This is a genomic window from Sulfobacillus thermotolerans (assembly GCF_039623705.1).
GTDB classification, from domain to species: domain Bacteria; phylum Bacillota; class Sulfobacillia; order Sulfobacillales; family Sulfobacillaceae; genus Sulfobacillus; species Sulfobacillus thermotolerans.
Map to the genome: position 1 here is coordinate 1,794,316 of NZ_CP133983.1, position 25,850 is coordinate 1,820,165.

A 25,850-nucleotide genomic window follows, 5' to 3' on the forward strand; every position below is an offset into this window, starting at 1 on the left:
TTGGGATTTACGCAGCACGGGCTTCCTCCCAAGGTTATTCACATGTTTTGGACGGTATCGAGGATTGGCCTGTCCTTCTCGCCTCATGATTCGGGCAATAAGGGGGTTATCTTAGTACGGAAGGAATCTGGCCACGAGTGGCTTTTTTGGGTGAGAGCATCCACAAGAACGACCGTGCTATCTTGATTAGCAATGAGCGTGCCCGATTCGCTATCCACCACGAGGTGATATAGACCAAGCGAGGACCGTCCAATGGCACTGACTCCCGTATAGATGCGCAAGGTTTGACGATAAAAGGCAGGGGCTAAGTACGTAATGGATTGGTGGGCGAGAACCATCGAGAACTGCGACGACCACCAATCAAACCCTTCGTCCATCAGCGCATCAAAAAATTCTGTGCGGGCTTGTTCAAAGTATATGGCATAAGAGACTTGACTGACGTGGCGGTTCGCATCTGTTTCACAAAACCGCACGCGTATTATCGTTTCATGCACAAAACGTTTGCCGCCAATCACCAGATCATTCATCGCATGTACGGGGAAGAGTGACCCCTTCTTCCCGCTCCTCCCTTTTTAATTTGAATTATTGGCATGAATCCCACTCCATGATTCTAGCAAATTGGGAAGGGCTTGGAGCGAGGAGATGGTGAAATCCGGGCGGAGTACGGATGGCGAAAGGGGTTCCCATCCTCCGAGATCGCCTGACCGACGGCTTAGGTGAATACTCGTAATATGGGCACGCCGTGCGCCCAGAACATCCTGCGCCACTTTATCGCCGATATGGCAATCAATGGTAGGAGCCTGGGCAAAAATTCGGGGATCCGGTTTAACCCATCCTGATTCCGCTCCAATAATGCGGGAGAAGAGAACGTCCCAACCCAGCGTCGCAATATATGGCTGTTGATGTGAAAAAATATGCAAAGTCATGCGATGTCAGGCTCTAACTTTGTTATTATAGACGAAAAGTTTGTAAAGGGTGACGAATGACATGCTTATTGTGCAAAAATACGGTGGCAGCTCCTTGCGCAGCGCTGAACATTTGCTCAACGTGGCGCGCAAAGTGAAACAGGCGGTGGACCAAGGGTATCAAGTGGTGGTGGTGGTATCCGCGATGGGGGACAGCACAGACGCTTTAGTCAGTTTGGCAGAACAAATGAGTGCGGTACCTTCTGCCCGTGAAATGGACCAATTGCTCTCGACAGGAGAAACGCAGTCGAGTGCGCTGATGGCGATGGCGCTCGAACACATGGGGATTCCGGCTAAGTCGTTTTCTGGACGGCTAGCAGGCATCGTGACCACATATGACTACGGCAAAGCTCGCATTGAACACGTTGACCCCAAAGAGTTACGCAATGCCTTAGCGGTAGGCCTAACACCAGTGGTCGCGGGCTTTCAAGGGATTACGGAGGCGGGAGACATTTCTACGCTTGGGCGCGGGGGCTCAGATTTGACCGCCATTGCGGTGGCCAATGCGCTAGGCGCCGACCGGTGTGAAATTTATTCCGATGTAGCGGGAGTCTACACGGCCGATCCACGTATCGTACCATCCGCAACGCCCCTGGGAACGTTAAGCTATGATGAAATGTTGGAGCTCGCCAGTCAAGGCGCGCAAGTATTGCAAACGCAAGCCGTGGAATTTGCCAAGGGCCAGCAGGTGCCCATTTATGCGCGGTCGACGTTCAGTGATGACCCCGGCACTGTGATAGCGGAAGCGGACAACATGGAGAAACCGGCTGTCACCGCGGTGGCGTTAAACCGCCATATTGCGAAAATCGGTTTAATCGGCGTGCCGGATGCACCCGGCGTGGCGGCCTTGCTCTTTGGGCAATTGGCTGAGCATGGGGTGAATGTAGAACTCATCATTCAAGCTGTCTCCCATAATCAGCTCAATGACATTGCCTTTACGATTGAAGAGCAAGATGTTAGGCGTGCTGAGCCCATTGTAGAGGACTGCCTCCGTCAACTAGGAGGTCAGTCGCTTGTCATTGACACCGATGTGGCCAAGGTCTCCGCCATTGGCTCAGGAATGCTAGGACGGCCTGGAGTTGCCGCGCGTATCTTCCAAGCCCTGGCTAGCCAAGGAATTAATATTCAAATGATCGGAACATCTGAAATTAAGATTTCATGCATCATTGCCCGTGAACATGCCGAACAAGCGCTTGAGGCTATTCATACCGCTTTTGGATTAGGGGCTTCCAGTGAAATGGTAGAAGAATAAAGAGGAGCCTAGGCTGCCCCGTAAGGGGCGCCTGGGCTCATTTTATTTGTGTTCGTGTTTTTGCTGCGGAAGTGCTCGGTGTCGGAAGAGAGGCGCGAGCTTGCCCGCCATAACCCCCATCATCCGCAATCCTGTTTGCACTTCTTTGTCTTGCATCACGCGCATTAACCCCAAAAAGCCGCCCAAATGCTCGCTCTCCTGGGCCGATTGGCGCGCAGCGTCCTTAATGGAAGCTTTTAAGACTTCCGCAAAGGATGTTTCTTGGGCCATATCCAATAGCGAAACGAAGAATTGGTTGAGGTTGTCTTGCGTCAACATCGTGGTCGCAAGGCCAAGCAGCGTGCCAATTTGGGTGATAATGCCTTGCTCGTGTAGACTCGCTAAAACCTCCATCGTTTCACGTAGGGCGGGCAGAGCCCCATCTGGCAGGAAGGTTGCTCCTTGGGCGAGATATTCCGTCGCTACGGCGCCGGCAGGTCCTGCTAAAAGCTTGTTGACGACGGTGACAAGATCTCCGAGCTGTGCCAAACCCTGCCATTGGTCCTGGGTTAGGTTGGGGATGTCTTTGGCCTGTAAGGTGGCTGTATCACTCATCATATCACCCCTTCGTCAGCATTTCGGTCAAAAAGTCGGCCACCGGAATCCCCCAGTCGGGCACTTTACCCTTGGTCCGGAAAAACATTTCTTTATACTGCAGTTTCAGCAAAAAAGGTACGTGGCCCATACGGAAGACTTCCCGGTCTCCACCGTACCAGGTGTTGGAACTGATATAAAACGCTTGATTGTGGCCCATATCGCCTATACAGTCCACGATTGGACGCATTGGTTCGTCAGCTTTACGGGCATTCATCATGCCCAGGTCCTTGGCAATTTGATGCGCGACAACGTCCGCTCCCATATGAGCGAGGATCCCCAGTTTCGGTACAGTGACCGCAGCAGCGTCGCCACAGGCAAAGACATTATGATATTTGGGGTTGCGCATGGTCATATCCGTTAAAACAAAGCCAACGTCATCGGAAATGGGCAAGTCTTTCAAAAAGGCATGGGGCACCCAGTCAGGAAAAACAATTTTTAGCTCCGCTTCGATACTGGGACCATGGGCAAACTCAATGCCGTCTTGGGTAATACGGCTAATATCGTGGGTATTGTTGACATAGTGAAAGCCCATGGTCCCGGCTTTGGACAACAGGGCATGGACAATGCCTTGGCCGGCGTCCTCCGCAATCCATTCGGCCGGAGTAAAGACGGTCACTTTATCAGGCCCACCGAGATTATGAGATTCAAGCCAAGCCCCCATACTGAGCATCACTTCGACGGGCGGACCCTCACAAGCGGCTTCGGCGGTGGGAATCAAATCACGAGTTTTGGTGCCCTGGTGAAAGCGGGCGGATCCGACGGCGATGGGGCCTCCTTGATAATCATGATAGAGATAATGGCGCAGACGGTTGCCGTAGTATGTATCACTGACGGTATGACCATATTCGGCAAACCCCTCGATTTTGTCATAGGCCAGACGGGCACCGACGGCGATAACTAAGTAGTCATAGTGGATTTTTGCCACCGTAGCGCCTAGGCGCTCCACCGGGAGATATTCTACCCATTGACCATCCACGTCCACATTTTGGACATCACCTAGAATAAAGTCCAAATGATCTTCCTTCATCGCAGGAATTAATGGCATATGCATGGAATACATCGGGTTACGATCTTCTAAGACTTCGATCCCGATATTCGGTACAAATAACAAGTAGGATTTGCGATCAATGACCGTAATATCAACGGAATCGCGGGCAAACTCCCGGATTTTTTGGGCTGCGCCGAGTCCGGCAAAATTCGAACCCAGCACAACAACGTGCGGTTTTCCCACAGATAAGCCACCTCCTATCAATACGCTACTAACCCTAATCTGTCCAAAACCGAGGGGATCGAATCCTAGCAATTCATGGACTAGACAAAGCCTGCATTATTCTTTCAGAGACTGTATTTAATGGCGTATGATGAAAGAGGTCATAAGCATGCGTATTGAGAAAGAAGGAATAGATACGGCAACAGTTTATACGATCGTTTTAGTAGCCCACGTCACCTGTGCCATCACCGGGTTTTTGGGCGCTACAGGCCTTGTCGTCGCGGCATATCGTCAGCGTAAAACGGGGGAATTGCCGGCGAAGTTTTGGCAATATCAGGCGTACGTACAAATCATTACGGTGCTTTTAGGGCTCTTTGGGATGACCTTGTTTTTAATGGGGGGCCGTCCGAAAGTGATCTTTCATATTCTCTATGGCCTCATGGCATTGTTAACGGTCCTCGTGGAGCGAGGTTTGGGTCCAGGCAGGCAATTGCGCGAAGTGCTGGCGCATGATTATGGCCACGGCAAATTTAATGAAGCGTGGTGGTTTTTTGGCTTAAACTTGTTTCTCTGGGCCATGTATGGCCGGGGCCTCACCACCGGGTTTTGGGGTTTCTAAGGAGCGAGCCGCCACGGACACCCAGGGCGGCTCGATTTTCGGACAGCTATTTTGGCATGGACAAGCCCCATTTTTTGAACACGGGAGTGTGCACAAACGTGTAAGCCAAGGCGGCTTTCGCTAGCGGCCATTGTCGGCCGATTTTAAATTCTTGATGTTCTTGTGACCACAACGAACGCCGCACAAATAAACCTTCACCCGTACCAAGATCTAGCACACAACTCATTTCATGGTCATAAAGCTTATGGGGTTTACCAGTTTCTAGCAAATCTTGGGTGAGGTTGTACACCGCCGTCTCGGCTTGCAGCATCGCGGTGTGGCCTTGTTTGGGCCCTTCAAAGGCCACAGCGCTACCCGCGACATAAATATCAGGATAACGCACGCTTTGCATATCCTTACCGGTTTCTAGCCAATCGCGGGGGTTATCTCCGGCCAAGGATTTTTGGGCATCCTCTCCGCGAAAGGGAGGCGTAATAATCGTTAAAACGGAAGGCAGTTCTTCCCCATTACTTAAGATCACCCGGTCGGCTTTGACTTCTTTGATTTGAACGGGACCATGCCGCGTGATGTGACGTTCAGCAAAAACTTTGGTTAAAAATTCTGTGGCTTCTGGTCCTGCAGGGGCCCAGAGTTTGGGTAAAGGGTCAACAAAATCGATGGACCCCGCCACTTTGTGGTCTTTCATCCATTCTTCGAGCTCTAAGGCCACCTCAAAGGCGGGTCCGCCGGTTTGCACGTTTTGGGCCCATCCCACCACAGTCGGTCCGCCGTGATAGCGGGTGAGAGCGTCTTTAAGGGCCAAAGCACCGTCCGGTGTGCACACGTTATAGCCGTATTCGCGCAAGCCCGGTACTTCGTCATAGGCGAGTTTTTCCCCTAAGGCCACGATGAGTTTATCGTATTTGATAGGCCCTTGATCCGTCATAAGGGTTTGCGCTTCGGGGTTGATGGAGGTGATGGCGGCTTCGACAAAATGAATACGAGTCCGTTTATAAATTGTACGCAAATCAAAAGTAATATCTTTTAGCGACTTTTTACCAAAGGCTAATAAGACTAAAGATGGGCGATAGACAAAGGTGGCATCACGGGCTACCACTGTGATACGGTGCCCGCTGTGTCGCAGCAACCGTTTGAGCTTAATGGCAGCGGTGAGTCCGGCAAAGCCACTCCCTGCAATGACAACATCAGCCATGGGAACATCCTCCTTTTTGCAACCTGCTTGCAATTGCATTGATTATACTCCGTTTGTCGACCCGTACTACATAGTCCAGACGAGTGCATTTGGGCCTAGTGCTTTGGAACCAGGCAGACCGGGCACGATGCATGCCGTGAACGGTCTCATTGGACCTTCGATGACAGGCACAGTGGCCGTATTGCGTTAGTGTTGCACGGACTATGCTAAATATATACGAATGCAAGGGAGTGTTCGAGGATGGCGGAAGCATTTTCCTCATATAATCCGTCTACCACCCATATCTGGCCTGGTCTTGCCATGGTGGGTCTTTTAATTGTCGGGATGATTGCGTTGGCATGGCTGACCGTCAATGTGGAACGGTTGTGGACGGCGTGGGAGCAGTGGAGGGGACGCATGGTGCTTCATGCATTGTACTCCTCACAGGGTAAAGTGTGTATATTGAAGTTTTCAAGGATTCGGCCCATGTTGCGTCGGTATTGGCGCCATCAACAATCCCATACCGCCAAGGCCCACGCCAAAGGACCTGAGAAGGTTATATCTCGTCCCATGCGCCGGACCCATCCGCTTCGGTGATGGTCACGACAACTCGTAGGGTGGGCGAAATGTCTTCTGCTCGCTACCAACGGGCCATGTACCTAAGCCTCGTCTTTGGCGAGATGAAGTTTTTCGCTGGGAAATCGTGAGGGATAGGGGATACAAAGTAAGCCATGAAGAATTTTGCCCCATCACATGACGGGGGATACGGGTTATGGCAGCTAGAGGTTCGGATATAAGCTACACCTGGTCGTCGCTTCGACGTACGACGTGGCCATGGTGCAAGAAGTGACGAAAGCGTCCGTGTTCGATGTGACCCGGGCGCTTTCGTTGTTGAACTACAAGAAATCATGCAATGCATGGGGCCATCCGCGGTCAGATGGGTGGTTGAGAGGGGGGATGTGGGCGGTAGGTAGAGGCGAAAGACGGCGATCCATTCTTCGTCCTTTTCTTCTTGTTCTTTTACATCGGGTCTGAGGGAAAGCCGTTATGAATATGGAGGACTCTGCTCTGGATTGAGGGAAGAGAAGATGCGCGTGTATTAGGGTTTCCATGTGCGTTGCAAAATGATGGAGTTACACGAATAGAGATTAGCCGTCGCGAACCTCTGATATAAGCTTTTGGAGTGGTGGATGAATCTGGGGGATGTCCGTGGTGGCTGTCGTCCATACCATATCGATGTCGACCTCGTCGTACCCATGTATGAGCAGATTGCGCATGCTTTTCATGACATTCCATGGCAGATTAGGATAAGCACGTAGAAATTCCACCGTTAGTCGCCCCGTTGCTTCCCCGATAATTTCAAGCTGACGTATGACCGCGCTTTGCCGGATTTCGTCATCCAAAAATTCTTCGTGCGAGATTCTTTCCGTCCAGCGCTTGATCCGTTGGACCGCTTCCTCGATATGGGTCAACGTCCTGACGTTGTCACGTTTCGGCATAAATCACCCGCCGTGTCGCAAGAATTTCGTCGCGCAACACGGGATAGAGGCGTTGCTTGTTGGCCACATCGACACGCCGCCCCAATAGCTCTTCTAGGTCTAACGCCAAACGCCCGACGTCAAACAGAGATCGGATGGGTGATGTGGGTTCCACGTCATAGAGCACGTCGATGTCACTCTGAGACGTAAAATCATCCCGTAATACCGAACCAAAAAGCGCCAATTCCCGAATCCCATAGCGATGGCAAAGAGTTGTCAACCTGTCCGGATCGATTGAGATCGGCAAGCGTTCAGGAATATTCACGCGCTGCGGCATATGACATCCCCCTTACTGCTATCACATGGCGTGTGATCGGTAAATCAAGCTGTACCTGTGTGTTCTCAGATTATTTACTGAAATCGCTTACTGGCCCATTCACAATCTGCGAGTGGCATTCCATGTTCTTTACAATACAGCGGATGATTCCGTTTTTTGCATCATGTGTTATCTTTCCGATCTTGTCAACCATCGAATACGGTTATTGTATGCGGAAGGATGGGAACGTATACCAACAATTACAAAAACGTAGCAGGCTTAGTCGGAATCGCCCCGACATGGGCGGTTGGTGTTACGCCTCAAGTGATCCAAGATGACAGAAAGAAGGCAGAATTCAACAAAAATATTCACTGACTGATCGGCGTTTGTACAGGGTTCGCGAAGGGGTAGGCACACCAGAACACGTGGTGATGAATGCCAGGATGCCCCGTGCCCAACAAAAAACCGATGGAAACTGAGAACGGTAAGGGCAACGCTTGAAGCAATCTTGATTATACACCTCTAGATCTTACGCAAGATGAAGATTTGCTCGCCATTCATGGTCGCCACTTTTTGCCCGGCAGTATTCGTCGGGCTATTTTCTTTGGGCATGCGTTTCAGAGGAATTGACCGGGTAACGTTGACGATGGGTTTTAGACCGTACCGCTCTGATAGTTCGATAATGATGTGGTCGGTGAGCAGTTGAACGTTTTTGACGATACGGTTGCCGACCACCCAGCATTGATAGCCTCCCGGACGCAGTACGCGGGCGATTTCACCAAGAGCTTGGTCGAGATCTTGATAAAAGGCCAACACTTCGCGGGCGCGGCGTGGATCACGGGCCGCAATTTGGCCTAAGGCTTTTTGGAGGACTGGTGAGGGTAAGGTGTTGGCAAGCGCATCGGTCGGTTGCCCGCCCAATAAGGATCGATCCAACTGGTGGGGAGCCGGACGCTCCTCGTTTGCGTCAAGGCCTAGCCACTGCAGTGAAAGACGAGAAAATTGGCCATAGGCCACCGTTGTTCGGCTGTCTCCGTAAGGGGGAGACGTCACCACTAAGTCGAATGATGCATCAGCAAACGCAGACAGGTTCATGGCGTTGGCCGCATGCAGTCTGACAGGCGGCAATGGCTTTTGTGATGCGAGTTGACGATTGCCGATTTCATTGCGGTTAAGGACTTTGCGAAAGACCGCGAAAACATCGGGATTCCAAGCCTCTAGGCGTTTGGCATCGAGACGGTAGAGCTTGAATTCGGCATTGCGGCTGTTAGATGTCCACCGCACCGTATCCGAAAAGGCGACCCAGAAAAACGGCTGAAGACCGGCGGGGACTACGTCGTCAATAGCGCGGCGAAGCCTCATAAGCGCCGCGATGACGGGTTCTTTGAACCAAAACGTCAGATGGGCGAACTTTGGCCAATCGGCTTCTGATACGGACAAGCTTGCAGCATACGCTAACACGTCAGGGATCGTCTGTGCCAACCAGCCGGGATCATACACGGTGGTTTTCGCTTGGCTGATAAGGCGCGCTAACGGATTTAAATCGGAACCGGTCACGGCTAAGTGTTGCAATATCCCCTCGACAAGGCTTGTGCCGCTGCCCATAAAGGGATCAAAGAGCGTCCGGATCTGGGGTTGATGCGTGCGAATTAGCTGAATCAAATGCCTGGCCACTTGGGGAATCATCATGGCCGGATAGCTGTGATATCCGTGGGTCCATTCTTTCGTGTTGGCAGCCGGAAAGTCCCAGTATCCTGCGGGCCGTTGCAAAAGCGCGCGGCGAATGGCGTCATCAGGCGCTGCTGATAAAGAAATAGGCACGAACATCCTCCTTTACGCTAGCTAGTGTACCATGACCCCCTTTTTTGGACCAGGTGGGTTGGGGGAAAACGATACAGGCTGAAATGGCCGTAAGGGGTCGTCTTGCGGGACATGGTAAAATTAGAGCGATGCGGGAAAAGAGGTGGGCTCTTCATGGCAACTATTGTGGTGGTACTTGCCATTGCGGGGTTATTCGCCTCGCTGACGACAGCCACTTTGGGCGTGGGCGGCGGACTTTTAGTGATGCCCATGCTGGCCTTATTTTTCCCTGCCCGGTTAATCATTGCGGCGACATTGCCCATGTTTTTAGCCAACGCCATCGTGACCTTTTGGATTTACCGCCGTACCTTTCGGACTCGCCGGGTCTTGTGGGTGCTGCCTGGGATTATCATCGGCATTATGGGCGGGACCGGGATTGTGGCGCATTTGTCTGAGGAACTCTTGCGGATGGTAATAGGTGGCGTTGCGGTCTTTTTTTTGTTGTTTACCGTGCTTGGGGGCGTACTGTTGAAGAAACAGGCGGCATTTCCCGTGTGGGTTGGGGTGCCCTTGAGTTTGGTGGCGGGCGTCGTGAGTACGTTGTCCAACATTGGCGGCACGTTGCTTTCGCCTTATGTTTTGTCTGAGAATGCCCCTCCCGTGTATTTTGTGGGAGGCATGAGTTTTTTGTACCTCGTGATGACGGCTCTTAAGATGGTGACTTTTAGTCTCACAGGGCTGCTGCACTGGTCAGAGATTGGCATGGCCGTTCCGTCGATTCTCACTATCATTTTAGGCGCACGCACCGGTCAATATCTTCACAAAAAGATTAATGTCCGCTACTTTCGCTGGGTTGTCTTAGGGGTCGTCGCGGTTTCGAGCGTTTTGCTCTTAGTCAGTCCCTAAGATATTAGGGCATAATGGGCATCCATCCCGAAAATAGTTTGTAACTATAGTCAAATAGTGATTTGGCTAGGGCGGAGGAAACGCCGGGATGGGCCCATTCATGCCCTTTACCATAAAGCCAATTGCTCAGGGTAAGCAGCCCTTGGCCCCGTCCCATCCACACGACATGCAAAACGTAGGGATTAAACGGCTTAGGGGTGCCATGATGGCGCAGGGCGTAAAAGTGATGAACCGCTGTGCGGGCTTGCATCATCGCAATATGTCCGAGTTTGGGCAATGCTGTGCGGCTGATATCGCCCACGCCGTAAATATTGGGCCACTTTTCATGGACACAAAAAGGGTCGGCGGGAAACCAGCCGTAGCCATCGTCTAACTGGCTAACGCGCAAGAGTTCTGACCCATGATAGGGAGGAATCCAGATCATGAGGTCGGCTTGGACTGCAAGATGACCAACCAAATGAATCGCGTCATGTTCCACGTGATGATATTGGGCCTGGGTGATGAGGTCGATGTGGCGCTGGGCTAAGAAGCGCGCTAACAATGCCTGGCTTTTAGGCCCAAAGGCTTCCCCGGGGACGGAGGCAGGGGTAATAATGGTCAGCTTCACATTCTGACGTCGATTTTGTTGCCGCAACCAAGCGTCAGTAAGGAAGCTGATTTCAAACGCGGGTGCATCTAAAGACCCTGCCAGCCTCGGCGTATCGTCCGGGGCCTGGGCTAAAGGACCCACGGCTAAGACGATGGAACGCGCGGCACGGTGCAAGCGGTCACCCGACTGCCGCGCCAAATAATCTTCGCACACTCCACCGCGCTCAGCGCCTAAGCCCGGGATGGTTTTCCATCCCGGATCGGTGCCCGTGGCAATAAATAGGGTGTCGTAAGACAATGGGGCACGGCTTGCCAGATGGACTTGTTGCTGGTGCGGGTCAATACGCATAATCGTGTCGCGGACAAAGTGTTGGCCGGCTTTCTCACACCGCTGCTTCATGGCAATGTGCCACTGATCAGCCAACGCAGGATGCCCCGCTGCGGCTGTGACAAGCGCGGGACGATAGGTCATGGTGGTCCATTGGTCGACGACCGTGACCTCGAGTTCGCGGGCGGGAAATAACTTGTGTAGCCAATAGGCGGTGGCCGATCCGCCAAAACGAGCGCCCAACACCACCACTTTATGCATGGCGGTGTACGCTCCGTGGGGACGTGAGTAAAGCAAATTGTTCGGTCAGACTGGTCAAAAGGCGTTGATATTCCGTGGCCAGCGAGGATACTTGTTGGGAAAGGCCGGATTCGCCAGGTACGTGTTGACTGGTGGGGAGTTCCAAAAGAGTTTGGGCTTCTAGGGTGCGCGCAATCAAGGCTTGGCGGCTTAAATCGTGGACATCGCCCAGCCCTAGCGCCTGTAAAATGACTTGGAGCTCTTGCGCAGTGGCTTCAAACCAGTGTGTGCCATGCAATACCGCTTGGCCGATATCAAGGCGGGGGTGGCGATGCTTCGGCGAATCCGCAAAAACCAACGCGCTGGGGCCTTGAAAAAAGGTCGGCACCAACCGTTCCACTTGACCGTGACTCATGGCAAATAAAACGGCGGACCCGACATCGACCGCGTCAGCGCCAAGGGCCAACAGTTTGGCGATATCCGCAGCCCCTTTGGCGCCGCCAGAGGCGATGAGACTTACCCCCTCGATGTGTCGGCTGATGAGCCAATCCCTGGCCCGTTTGACAGCGGAAGCCGTGGGAATGCCAAAATGATCAGAAATCACGGCAGGACTACCTGCGCTGCCTGCTTCAGACCCATCTATGGTAATGAAGTCTAAGGAGAGGGCGGTGAGGATAGCCAGATCCGCTTCCAAATGTTGACTGGCTGGAATTTTTACGCCAATGGGCACATCTGGGTTAATCCGGCGTAAGTAGGGGACCAACCGAAAAAAATCGCGGGGAATCCCGGAATGAAAAACGATTTGATGTTGGCCGGCCATCCGTTTGAGACGTCGGGGAAGATGATGGGTTTTGTGGACCGCAATTTCGGCTTCTGCGCCTTGCCCTAAATGAATCTCAATCGCATCGGCTAATTTAATCACCGCTCGGCTATGGTTCCACGGCCCTTTAGACCATTGCAAAATCCAGCGTTGCGCATAGGCGCGTTCTTCTGGGAGAAAGGGGCCTTCACCTGATGAGGCTGCCGTCCCAATGACAGAAGAAATTTGGGCTAAAGCAAGTTTTGTGTCGGCGGCCAGACCAATGCCGTAGCCCATAGGCGCGATTAACACGGGCAACCGAAGCGTCAGAGGACGCTTGGCGCGGGGACCTATCTGGGTGGTGAGTGAAATATTGTGGGTATGCGGATGGGCGTTCGGGTGAAATGTAGCAGGGTCAAACGCCAATTGGTCTAGGAGCGAGGGACTTAAGACAAACGAGTCCATGGGGTGTTCGGCGACTTTGCCCGACTGCGCCCGCCGCATGGTCAAGATAATCTCTCGCCAGGACCAAGCCTGGAGGCTATAAAAGAGTTCCAATATACTAGTGCGTGGCGAGGATCCTAAGAGGTGTTCAACACGGCGAGCCAGCAGGCGTGTGCCGACGAGCGCCGCGGCGATGGCTATAAGAGTGGCCAAAATGACGCACAGTCCTACGATTAATACGACTCTCACCCGCATACTCCTCTCGCTTTTGTCGCTAGGGTGTGCGCCCATGGTTCGTTTTATGCCGGCTTTGACAAAACTGGAGCGCCTATGGCAACGACCACATGCCCAAAGGACTGGCCGCGCTATCGATATCCATGCAAGGAATATCGCAGACCGAAACCTGATGAACATACTGCCAGAGATGAGCAAAGGACAAAAATTCTTGGGGACAAGGCGGCGGTGTATGCGGCGCCTTAATTCGGCCCCCTGTTACCCAATACAATACGGCTGCGTTGACTCCGACCAATTCATGAATGCGTTTGAGCTGCGACGTCGATGAATAGACGCCTGGCACATAGCCGCTGTCGGCAACGGTTTGGATCCATGTGTCGACATAAGTGAGCCAGGTTTCAAGGGGCGTGATTTGTTGGGGTTCAAGATTAAGATAAATGGCGGTATGTCGGGGCTGTGAGACCTGTTGGGCTAAGGCGGCCGCTTCTTGGCCGTCATGACGTCCTTGTTCTACGGACTGGATGCCACATGAAAAACGGCGCACCGCATTGGCGCCAACGTAAATGCTGACCAACCATAAGCCAGCTTCAGATAGAGCCTGTGCCTCTCTTAGAGAAAGCGCTGTGAACTGGTAGCATGGCCCTCCTAAATAGCGTCCCACAAAGGAATAGCCATGCTGTTTTAAACAAGGGCCTACGGCACTTAAATCCACGTTATTGTCGACCCCATTAAGACAAGATGGATGAGGACGTCGACACAAAATCTGGGGGCCGTGTCCCCGCCATAATTTCTGGCGATCTGTTGGAGCTAAGGCGATGCGTTGCGTCATTGGGATTCCTCCTTGACTAATGGATTTCCAGACATCAACGACGGAGGGAAAGAAAAAAGCCAGAGGGGTGATGCCCTCTGGTTTTGGTACTGACCCGGAAGCCTATCGGCAATGTCTTTTAGGAATCGGCGCTCCCCCCTGCACGCAAGTCCTCAAGACACTCCTCTAGTCGTGTTACGCATGCATCATATGACTAGAAGAAGAGCAGCTCCTACGGTGCGAGTGGCAAGGCCGTTGCTGGGACAGCAAGAGCCACCATATCAAAAAACTGGGTTCGCGCCGGCAGTGGCGGCGGCTGTGATGCGAGTGACTGTAGGAATGTCGCGACGAGTCGCTCATTGGGGAACACCTCCTTTCCGGGAAAAATCTGGTACACTCGCATGATATTCACGGGCGGCAACAGTGTGACGATTGAATAGGACCGTTTTATTGCGACAGGAGGATGCAGAAGCCCCTATTCCTCTCCTAAGTTTAGTGTTCGGAAAAGGACGAGCACCGCCGATTGTTGCGCTCCGTTGGCTTACGCTGATGTCGGGTAGCACGCACAGGAGAGTTCTTGATGGCTCCGGATCTAACCAAGGAGGGGTGAGCGTGATGGATCTCGAGGGTGTCGTCCCACAAGGAGCGGGATTGGACGTGCATAAGAAGATTGTTGTCGTCACCGTATTGACCCCGATGGTAACCTACGACCCGGGCGTTTGGGACTCTCACGACGGCTCTCTTGGCCTTAACCGATTGACTTCAATGGATGTTAGTCTAAATTGTGGACACCTCGAATTGAGACAACACCAAGGGGCGGTGACGAGTCGACTACTGACTCGGTGATGAAATCCGGTTACGCCAAGATGCGACCCCCGAACTGCGCATGGGAAGGATGAGGACAACGAACCGACTGCAGAACCTCTGTGGGTGGGTTGAGCCCATGCTGTGGCTTGTGCATTGGGCAACGTGGGACCAGGACCTAATCATCCCAGACCGCACGCACCGCTTTCGCACCATCGATCACCACGAGCAACCCGTCCGCGACCGTCAGGCCGCGTGTGGTGAAATCCTGCAATAACGCCGTGACCACGGTGTGATTTTCGCCCTTCCACGAATCCCCAGACGCGTTTGTGACCATCCGCATCCATCCCTAAGGCCCCACGACCAGATAGTCGGCCACACGTCACCCATCGATCATCACCACGACCCATGGTCGACCGTCCAATAGGCGTTGCCAGAAGCGGTCCAACGCTTGCTGAGTCACCTGGATAAAACAGAAGGGATGACCAAGAGGGTCAGCCGGTGCACCTTTTGCCAAAGGCTCACATATTTTACAGCATCACCACAAATCAGCGCTTCCCCTTGGGCGCACTATCCAGTTTAGTTCTGAAATAAGGAGGCACTTCCGTGAGTTATAATTCCAGCATGCCATTCGAAGATATCTTGCCGCTGCTCCTGTTGAACAACCAACGCGACCTGTTGCCCCTATTGCTACTACTAGGGGAACGCGGGGAATCTTCCCGGTCCGAAAGCTGTTCATCGGACGATTATCCTGTGCCCTCGAGTTTTAATGCGTACTTGGCTTCATTAGTGGGGGATGTTGTGCGTGTCAGTGTGTCTAACGCTGTGGACAATGCCTTGACGCTAGTCGGTAACCTCGCTGAAGTGGGGACCGACTTCATCGTGTTGCGCGATGCGACAGCTGCGGGGGTTCCATTGGGGCTCAAAGACCGGGTGATTATCCCCATTTCGAATGTGGTCGGGATTGATCGGGTTCCGTTTCTTGAGGGTATTTTGCCCCTATTGCTGCGCTTTCGGTCGTAAAGCCTGTGGTCAGACCCGAGGTTGCGGAGACGGTGCCTCAATCCGTCATGCGGATGGGGCATCATCCGCAACCTCGGCCTCCTGGTACGTTATCTGATGGGTTTAACGCAGAAGATATTGACGCAGAACACTGTGTAAATCGGGTCGTGCATTGGGACGGGTCAAGATGTCCGCAAAAGCTGTCGTAGGACGGGGCTCAGAGGCCTCACTAGAGGAGGCGGGCGCTTGTGCGCCAATGTCTTGATGCAGCAAGGTGTCAATCGTTTCGAACGCGGAGGCGAGCGCATCCAGGGTCCGAATCAAATGGCGGAGGTCCTCCACCAACGGCACCGCAGGATTGGGAATGGTGGGCGGCGTCTGTATCTCGTCCGTAGGCATTTCCGGCTCAGGGTCAGCAGACTCCGGTTCCGGTGGCGCTACTGGTTCTGACGGGCTGCCTTGACGGCTTTCTTCCACGGGGACAGAGGGTTCTGGCACCGTGCGCTCGCTCCAACGTCCCCGGAGCGGGGCATGGTCGGTGGAAAGATTCCCCTCTTTGGGAAACGCCATGGTGTGGGGCTTTGTGGCTTCATCCGGTCCATTGTTTGGCATCAGCACCATTCCTTTCTCGTCCTTATAGGTATGCGGACTCCTGACACTCTATGACACCCCGGCTTGGAAAAGGAGACCTACAATATGATCGCAGTATGGCGCAATGTTCCGGTGGTTGAGGCGGTAGGATACGTGGGGAGTGGAGGACATGGCGGATCCCGCCCGGTTCTATTGCGGACCCACAGTGGGGAGATTGTGCACGTCAAGCTGCAATTAAATCCGCAATCCAACCGGAGTTTAGCCGGCGACTGGATTGGTACCTTACTCGGGCAAGCCTTAGACGCGCCTTTTTTGGCGGTTCGGTTGGTGCGGATTGAGCACGATCAACTGGGGCATTTACCCTTTTTGGTGCGCTCTCGATGGCATCCGGGCTTGCAATTTGGGACCCAGTTTTTAAAGGATGCGGAACCAGTCAGGCCTAGTACCGTGGGGACTTTGCATAATCTCGACAAATTGCCCTTAGTGGCCTTGCTGGAGTCATGGTTGTTCAATTTAGACTTGAAATACTCGCATATTTTGGCGCACCATCAACGCCTCGTTGTCACCGATCACGGCTTTATCTTTCCTTATGGCCCCAAATGGCTTCCCTCCGATTTGCATCGCTTTCGTCGTCAGTTTCCCGCCGTCAAGCCTTTAACGGTGCTGGCCATGGCAGCGCCTGAGCGCTTTGATTCTCATCGACTTGGTCGATTCGGTGCCGCATGATTGGGGCCTGTCATCTCACCGCAAGGATGCGATTGTGTCGTTTCTCCTCTTTCGGCAAAGTCGTCTCGTCCGTGTGGTGGAGTATTTGGAACCCTTGTGGAATCAAGACAAGGGGCAAGAAGCTCGTGTCGTTGAGAACATCGATTTACCAGACGAAAACACCGAACCCTATGAGAATGACAGCCTAGAAGCAGTGGTGGCAAGAGAGGACGAGGGCGATGGCGATCAAGATCGTATCCACGGGGCATGACAGGTACGTGCTGACGGAAGTCCCTATTAACCGCAGCGTAGTTGAGAAGTTGCAAACCTACCGCGAAGAAGATTGGCCCCATGTTGTGCTGTTGGCGCTGATGACTGGAATGGCTCTGGTAGGGCGCCAGGGCTCTGGTCGGTCATCAGAACGTGAACCGGGGCGCAATGTGGTACCGCCACAAGACATGCGCCGCTATCTTGAAGAAGGGTTCCACCAGTTGCTCTCAGGATGGGAGGAGCGGATTGTCCGCGATTTTGAGGCGCTTTTGAGTGATTTAGGAGAGCGGCGGTAAAATCTGCTGCTCCTCCACATTCGCATGCCAGATGCTTAGGCGGGCGGCGATTTCGGGTGATGTCGTCGCCAGCTAGTGACGATGAGTGTCAAAAGGATGGACAAGCTAATAACGACGAAGCTGTAGCCGAGATCGATAGGGTCAAAGAAATCGACCACTAAATGGGTGGATTGTGTCGGGGTATGGATAAAGCAGGACCCCACCATCATGATGATGGCGATAATAAGAGTGGTGGGCATCGTGCTCTTGTAAGATCCCGTTATGAGACGGGAGAAATTGATGCCCATGCAAAAGAGGTTGCTGGCGAGGTAAAAGACCATACTGCCGGTCCATAGCAGCAAAATGATGAGTCCTGGCCGGCTTAAGTAAAAGGTCGAGACATTCAAGTTGCTGAGTACGTAGACGAGTGGCCACCGTAACAAGATGACCGCTTGAGGGCCTAAGGTGCCGACGGTAATGAGATAGACTAAGATCACCACCAATGTTTGAAAGGCAATGGCCCCTAAGGTAACACGGCGAATCATGACGATATTCTGGGGGCGGATAAAATGCGATAACGTGGCAGTGACTTCATTTTGTTTCCATAAAAACCACGTGGCTACAATCCCTTGGCCTACAGGACCGGTATCTTTGAGAGCATGGGGCAAAAAAGCCCACCACGCCTCTACGTGGCCTAGACCCATCCCGGCTAAAATAAAAAACGTGAAGGCAAAGACGGGAAACCAAAACTGCACATTGCGAGAAAAATTTGAAAGGGAACGCGAAGCGAACCAAGCGGCTTCGGCAATAATCAATCCCTTCATCATCCATAAAGGTGTGGCGGGATAAAATGACGCGGCCAGCATTTGGGTGAATAAGGTCAAGACGGCCGTATCCAATACGAGGCATAACACGGCATGGATCAGCAGTAAAATCCACCGCAAGGGTCCCCATGCGTATCCTAGGCGGTCGACCAAAATGCCGGGAGGTGTGAGCTGAATCCAGATTAACCCCAGTCCTGTCATGCCCAATGCCAAACAGATGCTGCCTACGACCGCCCAATCCGATTGTGATTGGGAGGCGGTCATGAGGGCTTGCGGCCAAATGTACACCGCGCCGGTGACAATGGACGACGCCACCAAGAAGAAATATTCGAGCGCTCCTATCGGTTCAACCGTAGACTCGACAAAACGGCTCATCGCATTAATCCCTCCCCATAGAGGGTGACAACGACCGTTAACGTGGCATGAATGGGGAGAAACCCTGCGTGGGGATGAAACCACGCTTCGCTGCGGTCGTATCCAAAGGGATCCGTATGGGTTTTATTTGCATAGGCAATAGTGGACAGACATAAGTGCAAAAGGGTTTGTTCGGCACGGTGCGAGATGGAGCGTTCGTCTTGCAACGTCACCCGATTTTGACCGGAAATATCATCAATGAAGCCTTTGACGTGCAAGGTCTCACGCACGTTGATAGCGCTTGCCGTCTGAAACGTATGAAGGGACCTTGTATCGCTGATCCGGCTGATGCTCACGGTTTGTCCATGCCACGGAACGGACAACGTTAGACGTTGCACCTTGCCAGTTAGGTAGCCGAATCCTTGGGTCTGTAGGGGTGAATACATTACCGGTGGTCCGCCACTGGGAGGATAGACGTCGATTTGGCGCACGGTTAAGCTCTGCTGTTTCAACTCCACAATGGGTACATAAGGACTAATGCCTTGCGAAACCGCACTGGACCAGAATTTCCACCCGCGCATGCCAAGTTGTATGGGGGAGCACCGAATGCAGTTAAAATACGCGGCGAGCGCAATGCGGGGCGCAACGATTTGAGGAGACACATAGTTCATATATTCGGCTAAGGGGCGACCGTCCGCGCCCATCACCCAAAAAGTTTTAGGAATGGTGCCCGCGGCATTGATGGCGTTAATTTGCGGCCACAGCTGGCGAAAAGTGAGCCGATTATTCCAGATGATTCCCTGAAGCTGTCCCAAATAAAGGGCGCGGGCTGATTTTTCTTGGGCGTGCATGACGGCATCCGCGAAATTAGGAGCCATCACAGCAATATCGTAATATTCCTCATCGGGTTTTATCGTACTCAAAGCACCAGGAGTTAAGGTGACGTTGGGGAACACGAATCGCCAATGGTATTGCCCAGGTGTTTTGGACGCGCGAATACTCAGCATCAACACAATCCCTTGGTGGTCAATGGGCTTAGAATCCCAGCAACCCGTCAATAGAAAGAGCAGTGGCGTCACTAAAATGGCGATGCGCCATTTTCTTATCAACCGGATCACGGCCGTTCCTTTTGGGTTTGACGTAAGTGGGGAATTTCTTGGACGCTGCCGTGACGGCTTAACACCGTGTTGAGCGGGCGAGCTGAGCTGGGGCGTTGCCGCAACATGTCATAGGGAGCGCGCACGAGATAGTCTTTAAAGTCTTTTATGCGAAATGGGGCATAGGGCACAAAATAGGGCGTGCCAAATGACGTCATCTGGATCAAGGAGCCAATGAGCGTCATCGTTAGCAGCACGATCCCAAAGATGCCAAAGATGTCGGCAGTGACTAAAAGCGCCATATTGATTAACCGCCAGGATCCGGTCAAATCGTAGACAGGCCCCGTGTAAAAGCTCAGAGCGGTCAACGTGATGATGACGATGATTTGGGGACTGACAAAACCGGCCTTCACCACAGCAGTGCCGACGACAATCGCTCCAATGATGCCGATGGTGGTGCCCATGGGTTTCGGGAGACGCAAAGAGGCTTCCCGTAGGATTTCTATAATTATGACCATTAGCACGGCTTCTGCAAAGGGCGAAAAAGGCAGCGCCGCATGGCTTCCAAGTGTTATGGCCAGCAAGGGTGCGGGTACCAAATTGGTGTTCACTTGAGTCAGGGCAATGTACAGCGCGGGGAAGTAGACCCCCAAAATCCACCCTAGCAGACGAATAATGCGCACGAACGAGCTATCGTACCATACTTCTGCGTAGTCCATGGACGTACGGTAAAAATCGGCTAGGGGAGCGGGAGCAATCAGCACAAAAGGATCGCCATCGACCAAGATCAGAATTTTTCCCTCCAAAAGGCGCCAACATGCCACATCGACACGTTCTGTTGAACGCATGGTGGGGAATATGGACCGGGGATGATCGCGAATGAGACCCGAAATCATGGTAGCATTAGCCCTTCCTGAAATTTTGACTTGTTCCAACCGTGCGATCCCCGTTTCGACGAGAGCCGGATTGGTTAGGCCGTCGAGATAGGCTATAGCCACCGGGGTATGCTGGCGTTCGCCCAAAACCATTTGATGAAAACGCAACGATGGATCTAGGATGCGTTGACGTAGTTGGTTCATTTGGGTTAAAAGGACTTCGTTGAACGCATCTTCCGGCCCTCTAACACCAATTTCCGTCTGCGGACGCGAGATCGCCCGTTGTTTATAGGTGACGGTGTCCACGATCCAAACTTTTGGAAAACCTGGGGCAAAGATCAGCGTGTTGCCCGCGGCTAAGGCTCGGATGATGGTATCCCAAGAATCCTCAGCGTGAATATGGCCAGGAGTTAAGGTGTTTTCGCCCCACGACGCCGGATCCTCATGGGTTGTTAACAGAGGAGCCACAATATCCTGATCGACCATTTGCGTATCGGATAACCCGTCGATGCTGGCTATTAAGACTTTTTCAGGGGCACATGCGGGCACTTGCAGCCACCGCAAGAGGACATCCGGGCTGGTGCCAAACCCTGATTTGATTCGGTTGTAAGCGGCGTGGACGTTTGGGGTGTAATGCGTTAATGCTAGGGGGCCTTCACTTTGCAGAGCAAGCCACGCGTCTAGGGTTTGCAATAAATGCTTGGCAAGGGCTTGAATATCGCGCAGAACCGCTTGATCATCATAAGCCAACGTGATATCACCTCGGGGATATGTTGGCTAAAACGCTATGGTTTCATGCGCAGCCTCAGAGCGGATTAGATAATACCCAGTAACGCCCGTGACACCGCGGCAATCCGTCCGGTTAGTAGGGATAAGTCATCGGAGAGTTCTAACAGTGCTGAGGTAAAGGGTAATTGCGATTCGTCGACTTGGGTGAGGATGCGCAGGCGAATCTTTCCCTCTTGTCGCAAGATCTCGGGATTTTCTTGCACTAATTGAAGTGCCTGGGCATCGTCATCATGGGCAATAGCTTGCGTTAAGCGGTCGAACTGGGTGTGCAAACGGTCAAGCAGCCTGGCGGTATCTTCCCATAAAGAGGGAGGCCAGACAAAATTGCGACGCACCAGTTTATCGCGGGTATTAATGACTTTGATGGCGGTGTCGGATAAGTGCTCAAGATGGTTGGCCAAATAGAGGAAGCGAACTTGAGCTGAGAGGTCACTTTCGGTCAAATAGGTCCCTTGGGCCAGCTGGAAAAGATAGTGGGTAATGGCGTGGTGCAGCAGGTCCACATCAGACTCGGCTTGACGCATCGTGCGCGCGATGGTCTCTTGAGGATTCTCTAAGTAATCAGCTAGCAATGCGATGATGTGTTCATGAATGATCTGGGCCATGCGAAGAATTTCTTGAGACGCCCGGGCTAACGCTTCCGCGGGATCATCTAGCGCATCGTCTTCGAGCAGGACACTGATAGGCTCGGGTTTGAGGTCGGGCCACAAACGTTCCATAAGATGTGACAATGGCCCCAAAAAGGGTAGAAAGATGAAGGCGAGTGCCACATTGAAGAGAGAATGTGCATCAGCCAATTGACGTCCAGGGCTGTGGTCGATAAACCGCACAGCGGTTTCCAACCATGGCAGTGCCAAGACAGCCGCTAAAGAGGCTGTCAACTTCATCAGAAAATATGCACCCGCCGTGCGTTTAGCGCTGCGGGAACCGCCAAGCCAGGCGCTATAGAGTGCGGCGGCTGTGGAGCCGACATTGGCGGCTAACACGATGATGAGCCCCGTGGGCAAGCTGATAAGGCCATGAATGCGAAACGTAATGGCGAGCGCAATGACGGTGGCGGAGTTTTGGATCAAGGCGGTGAAGATCATCGCGAGCAGGTATGCCAATAGTCCATTATGATCAAGCCGGGCCAGGGCGAAGCGCACAGTGGGAACGGTGGAAAGCGTATGCACAGCGGAAATCATCACCATCATGCCGTAGAAAATGAGCCCGAACCCTAATGTTAGCGAACCTAACGAGGCGTTGTCCCGTCCGCGTTGAATGATGCCAATGACCACGCCCGCAAAAACGAGAATGGGCGCATAGCGAATAAAGTTGAACGATATAAGCTGAACGGTTAACGTCGTGCCGATCGCAGCGCCGAGAATAACTTCCAGGGCTTGGCGTAGTTCCAAGAGTCCGGCGCTGACAAAACTGACCACCATGACAGTAATAGCGCTCGAAGAGCCTGCTAGCATCGTGGCGCCGAGCCCAAGAACCATCGACCCCAGAGGGTTTTTAGTCATGACTAAGAGCAGAGAACGCAGCCAACTCGAGGTTAGCCGTTTCAGGCTGTCACTAGTTTGAGAGAGACCAAAAGTAAAAAGCGCCATACCGCCGACAAGAGAAATCCAACTGGCTGTCATCGGTTAGTCCTTCGGGTATTCGGGATTATGGTGTGGCAGCAGGCGAAAAGGACGACGATCGCCCGTTTCCACAAACACGGCCATTTCCGCGATGTTCACAGCATGGTCAGCAATACGTTCAAGGTAGCGAGCCACTAATGATAAATTACTGGCTTGTTCGATAGCATCGGGATTTTGGCGCATAACCTGCAACATTTCGTCGTGCAACGCGCGGTACAAGTCATCCACTTGATCGTCCCGCCAAAAAACGTCCCGGGCCATGTCTTGGTCACGCAGGCGCACGGCTTCTTGCGCACGGTTGACCATGACAAGCGCTTTATGCCCCATGCGGGCCAGGTCATCCAGTTTTTTGAAATAGGGTTGTCGCGCTAATCGGTGAGTCACTTCCGCAATATCACAACTATAATCGGCAATGCGCTCCAAGTCGCGGACATTGCGTAGTCCTGCGGCAAGAATTCGGAGGTCTTTTTGGCGGGGCTGCTGCAAGGAAATAAGCTGCAAAGAATCTTCCTCGATTTGATTGGTTTCATCGTCAATGCTGTCGTCATGGTTTAAAACCCATGTCGCCAGCTCTTGGTCCTGATGATAGAGGGACGCGAGTGCTTGTTCCAGCATGCGGGAAACCTCTTGTCCCAAAAGATTTACCCGGTCTTTAATCGACTGCAATGACCGGTCATAGCTGTTTAAAAACACCCCGTGCCCCCCTTCCGCTAGACAGTATCTCTTATTATATACTGTTAGCCGCCATCGTCCATGCTCTTGACGCGGATTATTGCGATGACCGAAAATGGCGGAGACAAGGGCTGAGCCATGAGGGAGAATATGTTACATTTAGTTAAGGAGCATAAGGATTGCGCAGACCGTCTATAACCGATTGCGGTAAGACGGCAGGCCAAACAGCATTAATGGCGGTGGCGCACTAAGGAGTCGCACACACTATGGCACGTTGGTTAATTATTTTGGCAGGGGGACGGGGCGAGCGATTTTGGCCGCTGTCTCGGATGATGCATCCTAAACAATTTTTGACATTGATGGGCAATCACAGCATGATTCGTAGCACTCGGGACCGCGTGCGTTCACTCATCGGACCAGAAAACACCTTGGTGGTCACGGGCCGGGATTACGTGGAAAAAGTCCAGACGAATTTGCCCGATGTTCCATCCTCTTTCATTTTAGGAGAACCGGTTGGGCGCAATACGGCGCCATCCATTGCATGGGCGGTTCGCGAAATTTATGGAAAAGATGCGGACGCGGTTGTTTTAGTGTTGCCGTCCGATCACATGATTAAATATCAGAAACGGTTTCAAAAACTAGCCGAGATGGCGCTTAATGCCGCCGAAGTTCACGGCGGCTTTTACACGTTTGGCATCGTGCCCACCCACGCTGAAACCGGATATGGTTATATAGAACAAGGGGCAGAAGTCTCTCACGGCATATTCCGTGTCAAGCGGTTTATCGAAAAGCCACCCGTGGAGGCGGCCCAAGAGATGGTGCAATCGGGACACTTTATGTGGAATTCGGGAATGTTCGTCTTTCGGGCCAATGACTTTTTGGTTGCCGTGGAAGAGCATATTCCCGAATTGAGTCAGGGAATTGAAGAATTATGGGCGCACCCGGAGCGCTTAGATACGGTATTTCCGGCCCTGCCTCAGATTTCCGTGGACCACGGGATTATGGAGCAAGCGCAAAATGTATTTGTATTGCCCGCCGATATCGGCTGGGACGATGAGCGGTAGCGTCGGGGATTGACGACTTGTTGGTCGTCATTGGGCGCGATAAAGGGAGTATTGAGGACCATTTCGACAGAACCCCCGAGTTAGAGCAGTATTTAAAGAGCCGTGGGAAACAGGACTTGTTGGACGTTGTCATGAATGTCTCCAAGCTCGCGGATTTGCATTTTATTCGACAGAAAGAGCCGTTGGGTCTAGGACACGCCGTCTTATCGGCGAAACGCCACGTGGGATTAGAGCCGTTTGCGGTTCTGTTGGGGGATGATGTGATGCAAGGTCAGCCTCCTGTGCTCAAGCAATTAATCGACCACTGGGAGCCCGGTTTGTCGGTCCTAGCGGTCCAGCCTGTCACGCGGGAAGAGGCGAGCCGTTACGGTATCGTTTACGGGAATTGGGCGGCAGATGGGCGGTCCTTCCGCGTTTCTCACCTCGTCGAAAAACCGTCTTACGAGGCTGCGCCAGAACATCCTTTAGCCATTATGGGTCGTTATATTCTCGACTTGGGTTTTACATTGGCCGTCAGGGGTTCAGGTCCTGGCGGCGGGCTCGGGATCCTTGTAGTGGGAGGATTTCTTGCGGGAATCTTAGCATCTCGACAATGGCGATTGGCGCCTGTGGGCTTGATTGCGGGCATTGTGCTTGACCGCGTGGGAAAGGGGGCCGAGATGGTTAAGGTGGCGGCAGCCCCCACATTTCTATGCCGAAATCGCCGCGTGGAAATCATTCGTTCTCACGCGGTACCTGTTGGTATTTTGCAAGAAGTCCACGTGGAGCCTGTTTATCATACGCTGGATCCCGGCGACCTTATCGTCATGGTGACCGATGGGGTGCTGGAAGGTGCCGATGCGCATGCGGAGGAAACGTTGTCCAAATTGTTGCAAGAAATGCCTACAGCCAATCCGCAAGTCATGGCGGAAACTATTTTGAGCTATATGCTGGGCCACGATCAAGACGGGCGCGACGATGCCGCTGTGATGGTCGTCCAGATAAAGGGCCATCGCCAAGCGAGCCGGATCCCAAGCATCTCAGAACCTAGGGAATGGCAACATATCCCTCCTGTTCCTTTAAAAGCTTCACGCCGCTAGGGGTGCATTTGCACCAAATGCGGTCGACTT

27 protein-coding genes and 2 pseudogenes are annotated in these 25,850 nt (G+C 52.8%); 11 read left to right on the top strand and 18 right to left on the bottom strand.

What is annotated here, in order from left to right:
- Window positions 1-83 precede the first annotated feature (83 nt).
- Together ORD20_RS09195 and ORD20_RS09200 are read right to left on the bottom strand one after the other, a co-directional pair.
- The gene (locus ORD20_RS09195) at window positions 84-515 is read right to left on the bottom strand and encodes an acyl-CoA thioesterase (RefSeq protein WP_430626119.1); all 432 of its coding nucleotides are present in this window, start codon (window positions 513-515) and stop codon (window positions 84-86) included.
- 57 nt (window positions 516-572) lie between these two features.
- Entirely contained in the window at window positions 573-926 is a 354-nt protein-coding gene (locus ORD20_RS09200) for an HAD family hydrolase (protein ID WP_430626120.1), read from the bottom strand.
- 61 nt (window positions 927-987) lie between these two features.
- On the opposite strand from ORD20_RS09200, the gene ORD20_RS09205 reads away from it, so the two are divergent.
- Window positions 988-2,217 carry an aspartate kinase gene (locus ORD20_RS09205; protein WP_103376085.1) on the top strand — a complete coding sequence of 410 codons (1,230 nt, stop codon included), beginning with the start codon at window positions 988-990 and terminating at the stop codon, window positions 2,215-2,217.
- Window positions 2,218-2,259: 42 nt separating this feature from the next.
- Here the strand turns inward: ORD20_RS09205 and ORD20_RS09210 are convergent, their stop codons facing one another.
- On the bottom strand, window positions 2,260-2,814 hold the full coding sequence (locus ORD20_RS09210; protein ID WP_103376086.1) for a DUF1641 domain-containing protein: 555 nt from the start codon (window positions 2,812-2,814) through the stop codon (window positions 2,260-2,262).
- Between the two features lies 1 nt (window position 2,815).
- Entirely contained in the window at window positions 2,816-4,084 is a 1,269-nt protein-coding gene (locus tag ORD20_RS09215; protein WP_103376087.1) for an NAD(P)/FAD-dependent oxidoreductase, read from the bottom strand.
- Between the two features lie 148 nt (window positions 4,085-4,232).
- Here ORD20_RS09215 and ORD20_RS09220 point away from each other — a divergent pair, with 148 nt between their 5' ends.
- The gene (locus ORD20_RS09220; protein ID WP_103376088.1) at window positions 4,233-4,682 is read left to right on the top strand and encodes a hypothetical protein; all 450 of its coding nucleotides are present in this window, start codon (window positions 4,233-4,235) and stop codon (window positions 4,680-4,682) included.
- A 46-nt stretch (window positions 4,683-4,728) separates the two neighbouring features.
- On the opposite strand, the gene ORD20_RS09225 is transcribed toward ORD20_RS09220, so the two are convergent.
- Entirely contained in the window at window positions 4,729-5,874 is a 1,146-nt protein-coding gene (locus ORD20_RS09225; protein WP_103376089.1) for an NAD(P)/FAD-dependent oxidoreductase, read from the bottom strand.
- 240 nt (window positions 5,875-6,114) lie between these two features.
- On the opposite strand from ORD20_RS09225, the gene ORD20_RS09230 reads away from it, so the two are divergent.
- A complete protein-coding gene (locus ORD20_RS09230; RefSeq protein WP_103376090.1) occupies window positions 6,115-6,450 on the top strand; it encodes a hypothetical protein in 336 nt (111 codons plus the stop codon).
- A 551-nt stretch (window positions 6,451-7,001) separates the two neighbouring features.
- Here ORD20_RS09230 and ORD20_RS09235 read toward each other — a convergent pair.
- From ORD20_RS09235 to ORD20_RS09245, 3 genes are all read right to left on the bottom strand, one after another.
- Window positions 7,002-7,352 (bottom strand): HepT-like ribonuclease domain-containing protein, encoded by a 351-nt coding sequence (locus ORD20_RS09235; protein ID WP_103376091.1) that lies wholly within the window; start codon window positions 7,350-7,352, stop codon window positions 7,002-7,004.
- The gene (locus tag ORD20_RS09240; RefSeq protein WP_103376092.1) at window positions 7,339-7,668 is read right to left on the bottom strand and encodes a nucleotidyltransferase family protein; all 330 of its coding nucleotides are present in this window, start codon (window positions 7,666-7,668) and stop codon (window positions 7,339-7,341) included. The genes ORD20_RS09235 and ORD20_RS09240 overlap by 14 nt, the downstream gene beginning before the upstream one ends.
- Before the next feature lie 501 nt (window positions 7,669-8,169).
- Window positions 8,170-9,468: a DNA methyltransferase gene (locus ORD20_RS09245; protein ID WP_103376093.1), complete on the bottom strand. Its 1,299-nt coding sequence runs from the start codon at window positions 9,466-9,468 to the stop codon at window positions 8,170-8,172.
- 153 nt (window positions 9,469-9,621) lie between these two features.
- On the opposite strand from ORD20_RS09245, the gene ORD20_RS09250 reads away from it, so the two are divergent.
- Window positions 9,622-10,353, top strand: a complete 732-nt coding sequence (locus ORD20_RS09250; protein WP_158246325.1) for a sulfite exporter TauE/SafE family protein — start codon at window positions 9,622-9,624, stop codon at window positions 10,351-10,353.
- Window positions 10,354-10,357: 4 nt separating this feature from the next.
- Here the strand turns inward: ORD20_RS09250 and ORD20_RS09255 are convergent, their stop codons facing one another.
- The 3 genes from ORD20_RS09255 to ORD20_RS09265 form a co-directional block, all read right to left on the bottom strand.
- A complete protein-coding gene (locus ORD20_RS09255; protein WP_103376095.1) occupies window positions 10,358-11,530 on the bottom strand; it encodes an NAD(P)/FAD-dependent oxidoreductase in 1,173 nt (390 codons plus the stop codon).
- On the bottom strand, window positions 11,523-13,001 hold the full coding sequence (locus tag ORD20_RS09260) for an FMN-binding glutamate synthase family protein (protein WP_158246326.1): 1,479 nt from the start codon (window positions 12,999-13,001) through the stop codon (window positions 11,523-11,525). The genes ORD20_RS09255 and ORD20_RS09260 overlap by 8 nt, the downstream gene beginning before the upstream one ends.
- Window positions 13,002-13,080: 79 nt before the next feature.
- Window positions 13,081-13,815 carry a glycoside hydrolase domain-containing protein gene (locus ORD20_RS09265; RefSeq protein ID WP_103376097.1) on the bottom strand — a complete coding sequence of 245 codons (735 nt, stop codon included), beginning with the start codon at window positions 13,813-13,815 and terminating at the stop codon, window positions 13,081-13,083.
- Window positions 13,816-14,409: 594 nt separating this feature from the next.
- On the opposite strand from ORD20_RS09265, the pseudogene ORD20_RS09270 reads away from it, so the two are divergent.
- Window positions 14,410-14,551: pseudogene (locus ORD20_RS09270) on the top strand (IS110 family transposase); the annotation flags it as partial.
- 228 nt (window positions 14,552-14,779) lie between these two features.
- On the opposite strand, the pseudogene ORD20_RS09275 reads toward ORD20_RS09270, so the two are convergent.
- Window positions 14,780-15,070 (bottom strand): annotated as a pseudogene (locus ORD20_RS09275) (transposase); the annotation flags it as partial.
- 134 nt (window positions 15,071-15,204) lie between these two features.
- Here ORD20_RS09275 and ORD20_RS09280 point away from each other — a divergent pair.
- Window positions 15,205-15,621: a hypothetical protein gene (locus tag ORD20_RS09280; RefSeq protein WP_242968584.1), complete on the top strand. Its 417-nt coding sequence runs from the start codon at window positions 15,205-15,207 to the stop codon at window positions 15,619-15,621.
- 102 nt (window positions 15,622-15,723) lie between these two features.
- On the opposite strand, the gene ORD20_RS09285 is transcribed toward ORD20_RS09280, so the two are convergent.
- The gene (locus ORD20_RS09285; protein WP_103376098.1) at window positions 15,724-16,221 is read right to left on the bottom strand and encodes a hypothetical protein; all 498 of its coding nucleotides are present in this window, start codon (window positions 16,219-16,221) and stop codon (window positions 15,724-15,726) included.
- Between the two features lie 75 nt (window positions 16,222-16,296).
- Here ORD20_RS09285 and ORD20_RS09290 point away from each other — a divergent pair, with 75 nt between their 5' ends.
- From ORD20_RS09290 to ORD20_RS09300, 3 genes are read left to right on the top strand one after another with little or no spacing between them, the layout of a single operon-like run.
- Window positions 16,297-16,917, top strand: coding sequence for a HipA family kinase (locus tag ORD20_RS09290; protein ID WP_430626121.1), 621 nt, complete (start codon window positions 16,297-16,299; stop codon window positions 16,915-16,917).
- A gap of 34 nt (window positions 16,918-16,951) precedes the next feature.
- Window positions 16,952-17,167 (top strand): hypothetical protein, encoded by a 216-nt coding sequence (locus ORD20_RS09295; RefSeq protein ID WP_430626122.1) that lies wholly within the window; start codon window positions 16,952-16,954, stop codon window positions 17,165-17,167.
- The gene (locus ORD20_RS09300; protein ID WP_103376099.1) at window positions 17,136-17,462 is read left to right on the top strand and encodes a hypothetical protein; all 327 of its coding nucleotides are present in this window, start codon (window positions 17,136-17,138) and stop codon (window positions 17,460-17,462) included. The genes ORD20_RS09295 and ORD20_RS09300 overlap by 32 nt, the downstream gene beginning before the upstream one ends.
- A gap of 35 nt (window positions 17,463-17,497) precedes the next feature.
- Here the strand turns inward: ORD20_RS09300 and ORD20_RS09305 are convergent, their stop codons facing one another.
- The 5 genes from ORD20_RS09305 to phoU form a co-directional block, all read right to left on the bottom strand.
- The gene (locus ORD20_RS09305; protein WP_103376100.1) at window positions 17,498-18,640 is read right to left on the bottom strand and encodes a GerAB/ArcD/ProY family transporter; all 1,143 of its coding nucleotides are present in this window, start codon (window positions 18,638-18,640) and stop codon (window positions 17,498-17,500) included.
- The gene (locus tag ORD20_RS09310; RefSeq protein ID WP_103376101.1) at window positions 18,637-19,737 is read right to left on the bottom strand and encodes a Ger(x)C family spore germination C-terminal domain-containing protein; all 1,101 of its coding nucleotides are present in this window, start codon (window positions 19,735-19,737) and stop codon (window positions 18,637-18,639) included. The genes ORD20_RS09305 and ORD20_RS09310 overlap by 4 nt, the downstream gene beginning before the upstream one ends.
- Window positions 19,734-21,341 (bottom strand): spore germination protein, encoded by a 1,608-nt coding sequence (locus ORD20_RS09315; RefSeq protein ID WP_242968585.1) that lies wholly within the window; start codon window positions 21,339-21,341, stop codon window positions 19,734-19,736. The genes ORD20_RS09310 and ORD20_RS09315 overlap by 4 nt, the downstream gene beginning before the upstream one ends.
- A gap of 65 nt (window positions 21,342-21,406) precedes the next feature.
- Complete coding sequence (locus ORD20_RS09320) at window positions 21,407-23,005, bottom strand: Na/Pi cotransporter family protein (RefSeq protein ID WP_103376103.1); 1,599 nt, start codon at window positions 23,003-23,005, stop codon at window positions 21,407-21,409.
- Between the two features lie 3 nt (window positions 23,006-23,008).
- A complete protein-coding gene (phoU, locus tag ORD20_RS09325; RefSeq protein WP_103376104.1) occupies window positions 23,009-23,698 on the bottom strand; it encodes a phosphate signaling complex protein PhoU in 690 nt (229 codons plus the stop codon).
- A 245-nt stretch (window positions 23,699-23,943) separates the two neighbouring features.
- Here phoU and ORD20_RS09330 point away from each other — a divergent pair, with 245 nt between their 5' ends.
- Window positions 23,944-24,741 carry a mannose-1-phosphate guanylyltransferase gene (locus ORD20_RS09330; RefSeq protein WP_430626123.1) on the top strand — a complete coding sequence of 266 codons (798 nt, stop codon included), beginning with the start codon at window positions 23,944-23,946 and terminating at the stop codon, window positions 24,739-24,741.
- Between the two features lie 8 nt (window positions 24,742-24,749).
- Window positions 24,750-25,820 carry a SpoIIE family protein phosphatase gene (locus ORD20_RS09335; protein ID WP_430626702.1) on the top strand — a complete coding sequence of 357 codons (1,071 nt, stop codon included), beginning with the start codon at window positions 24,750-24,752 and terminating at the stop codon, window positions 25,818-25,820.
- Window positions 25,821-25,850: the final 30 nt, after the last annotated feature.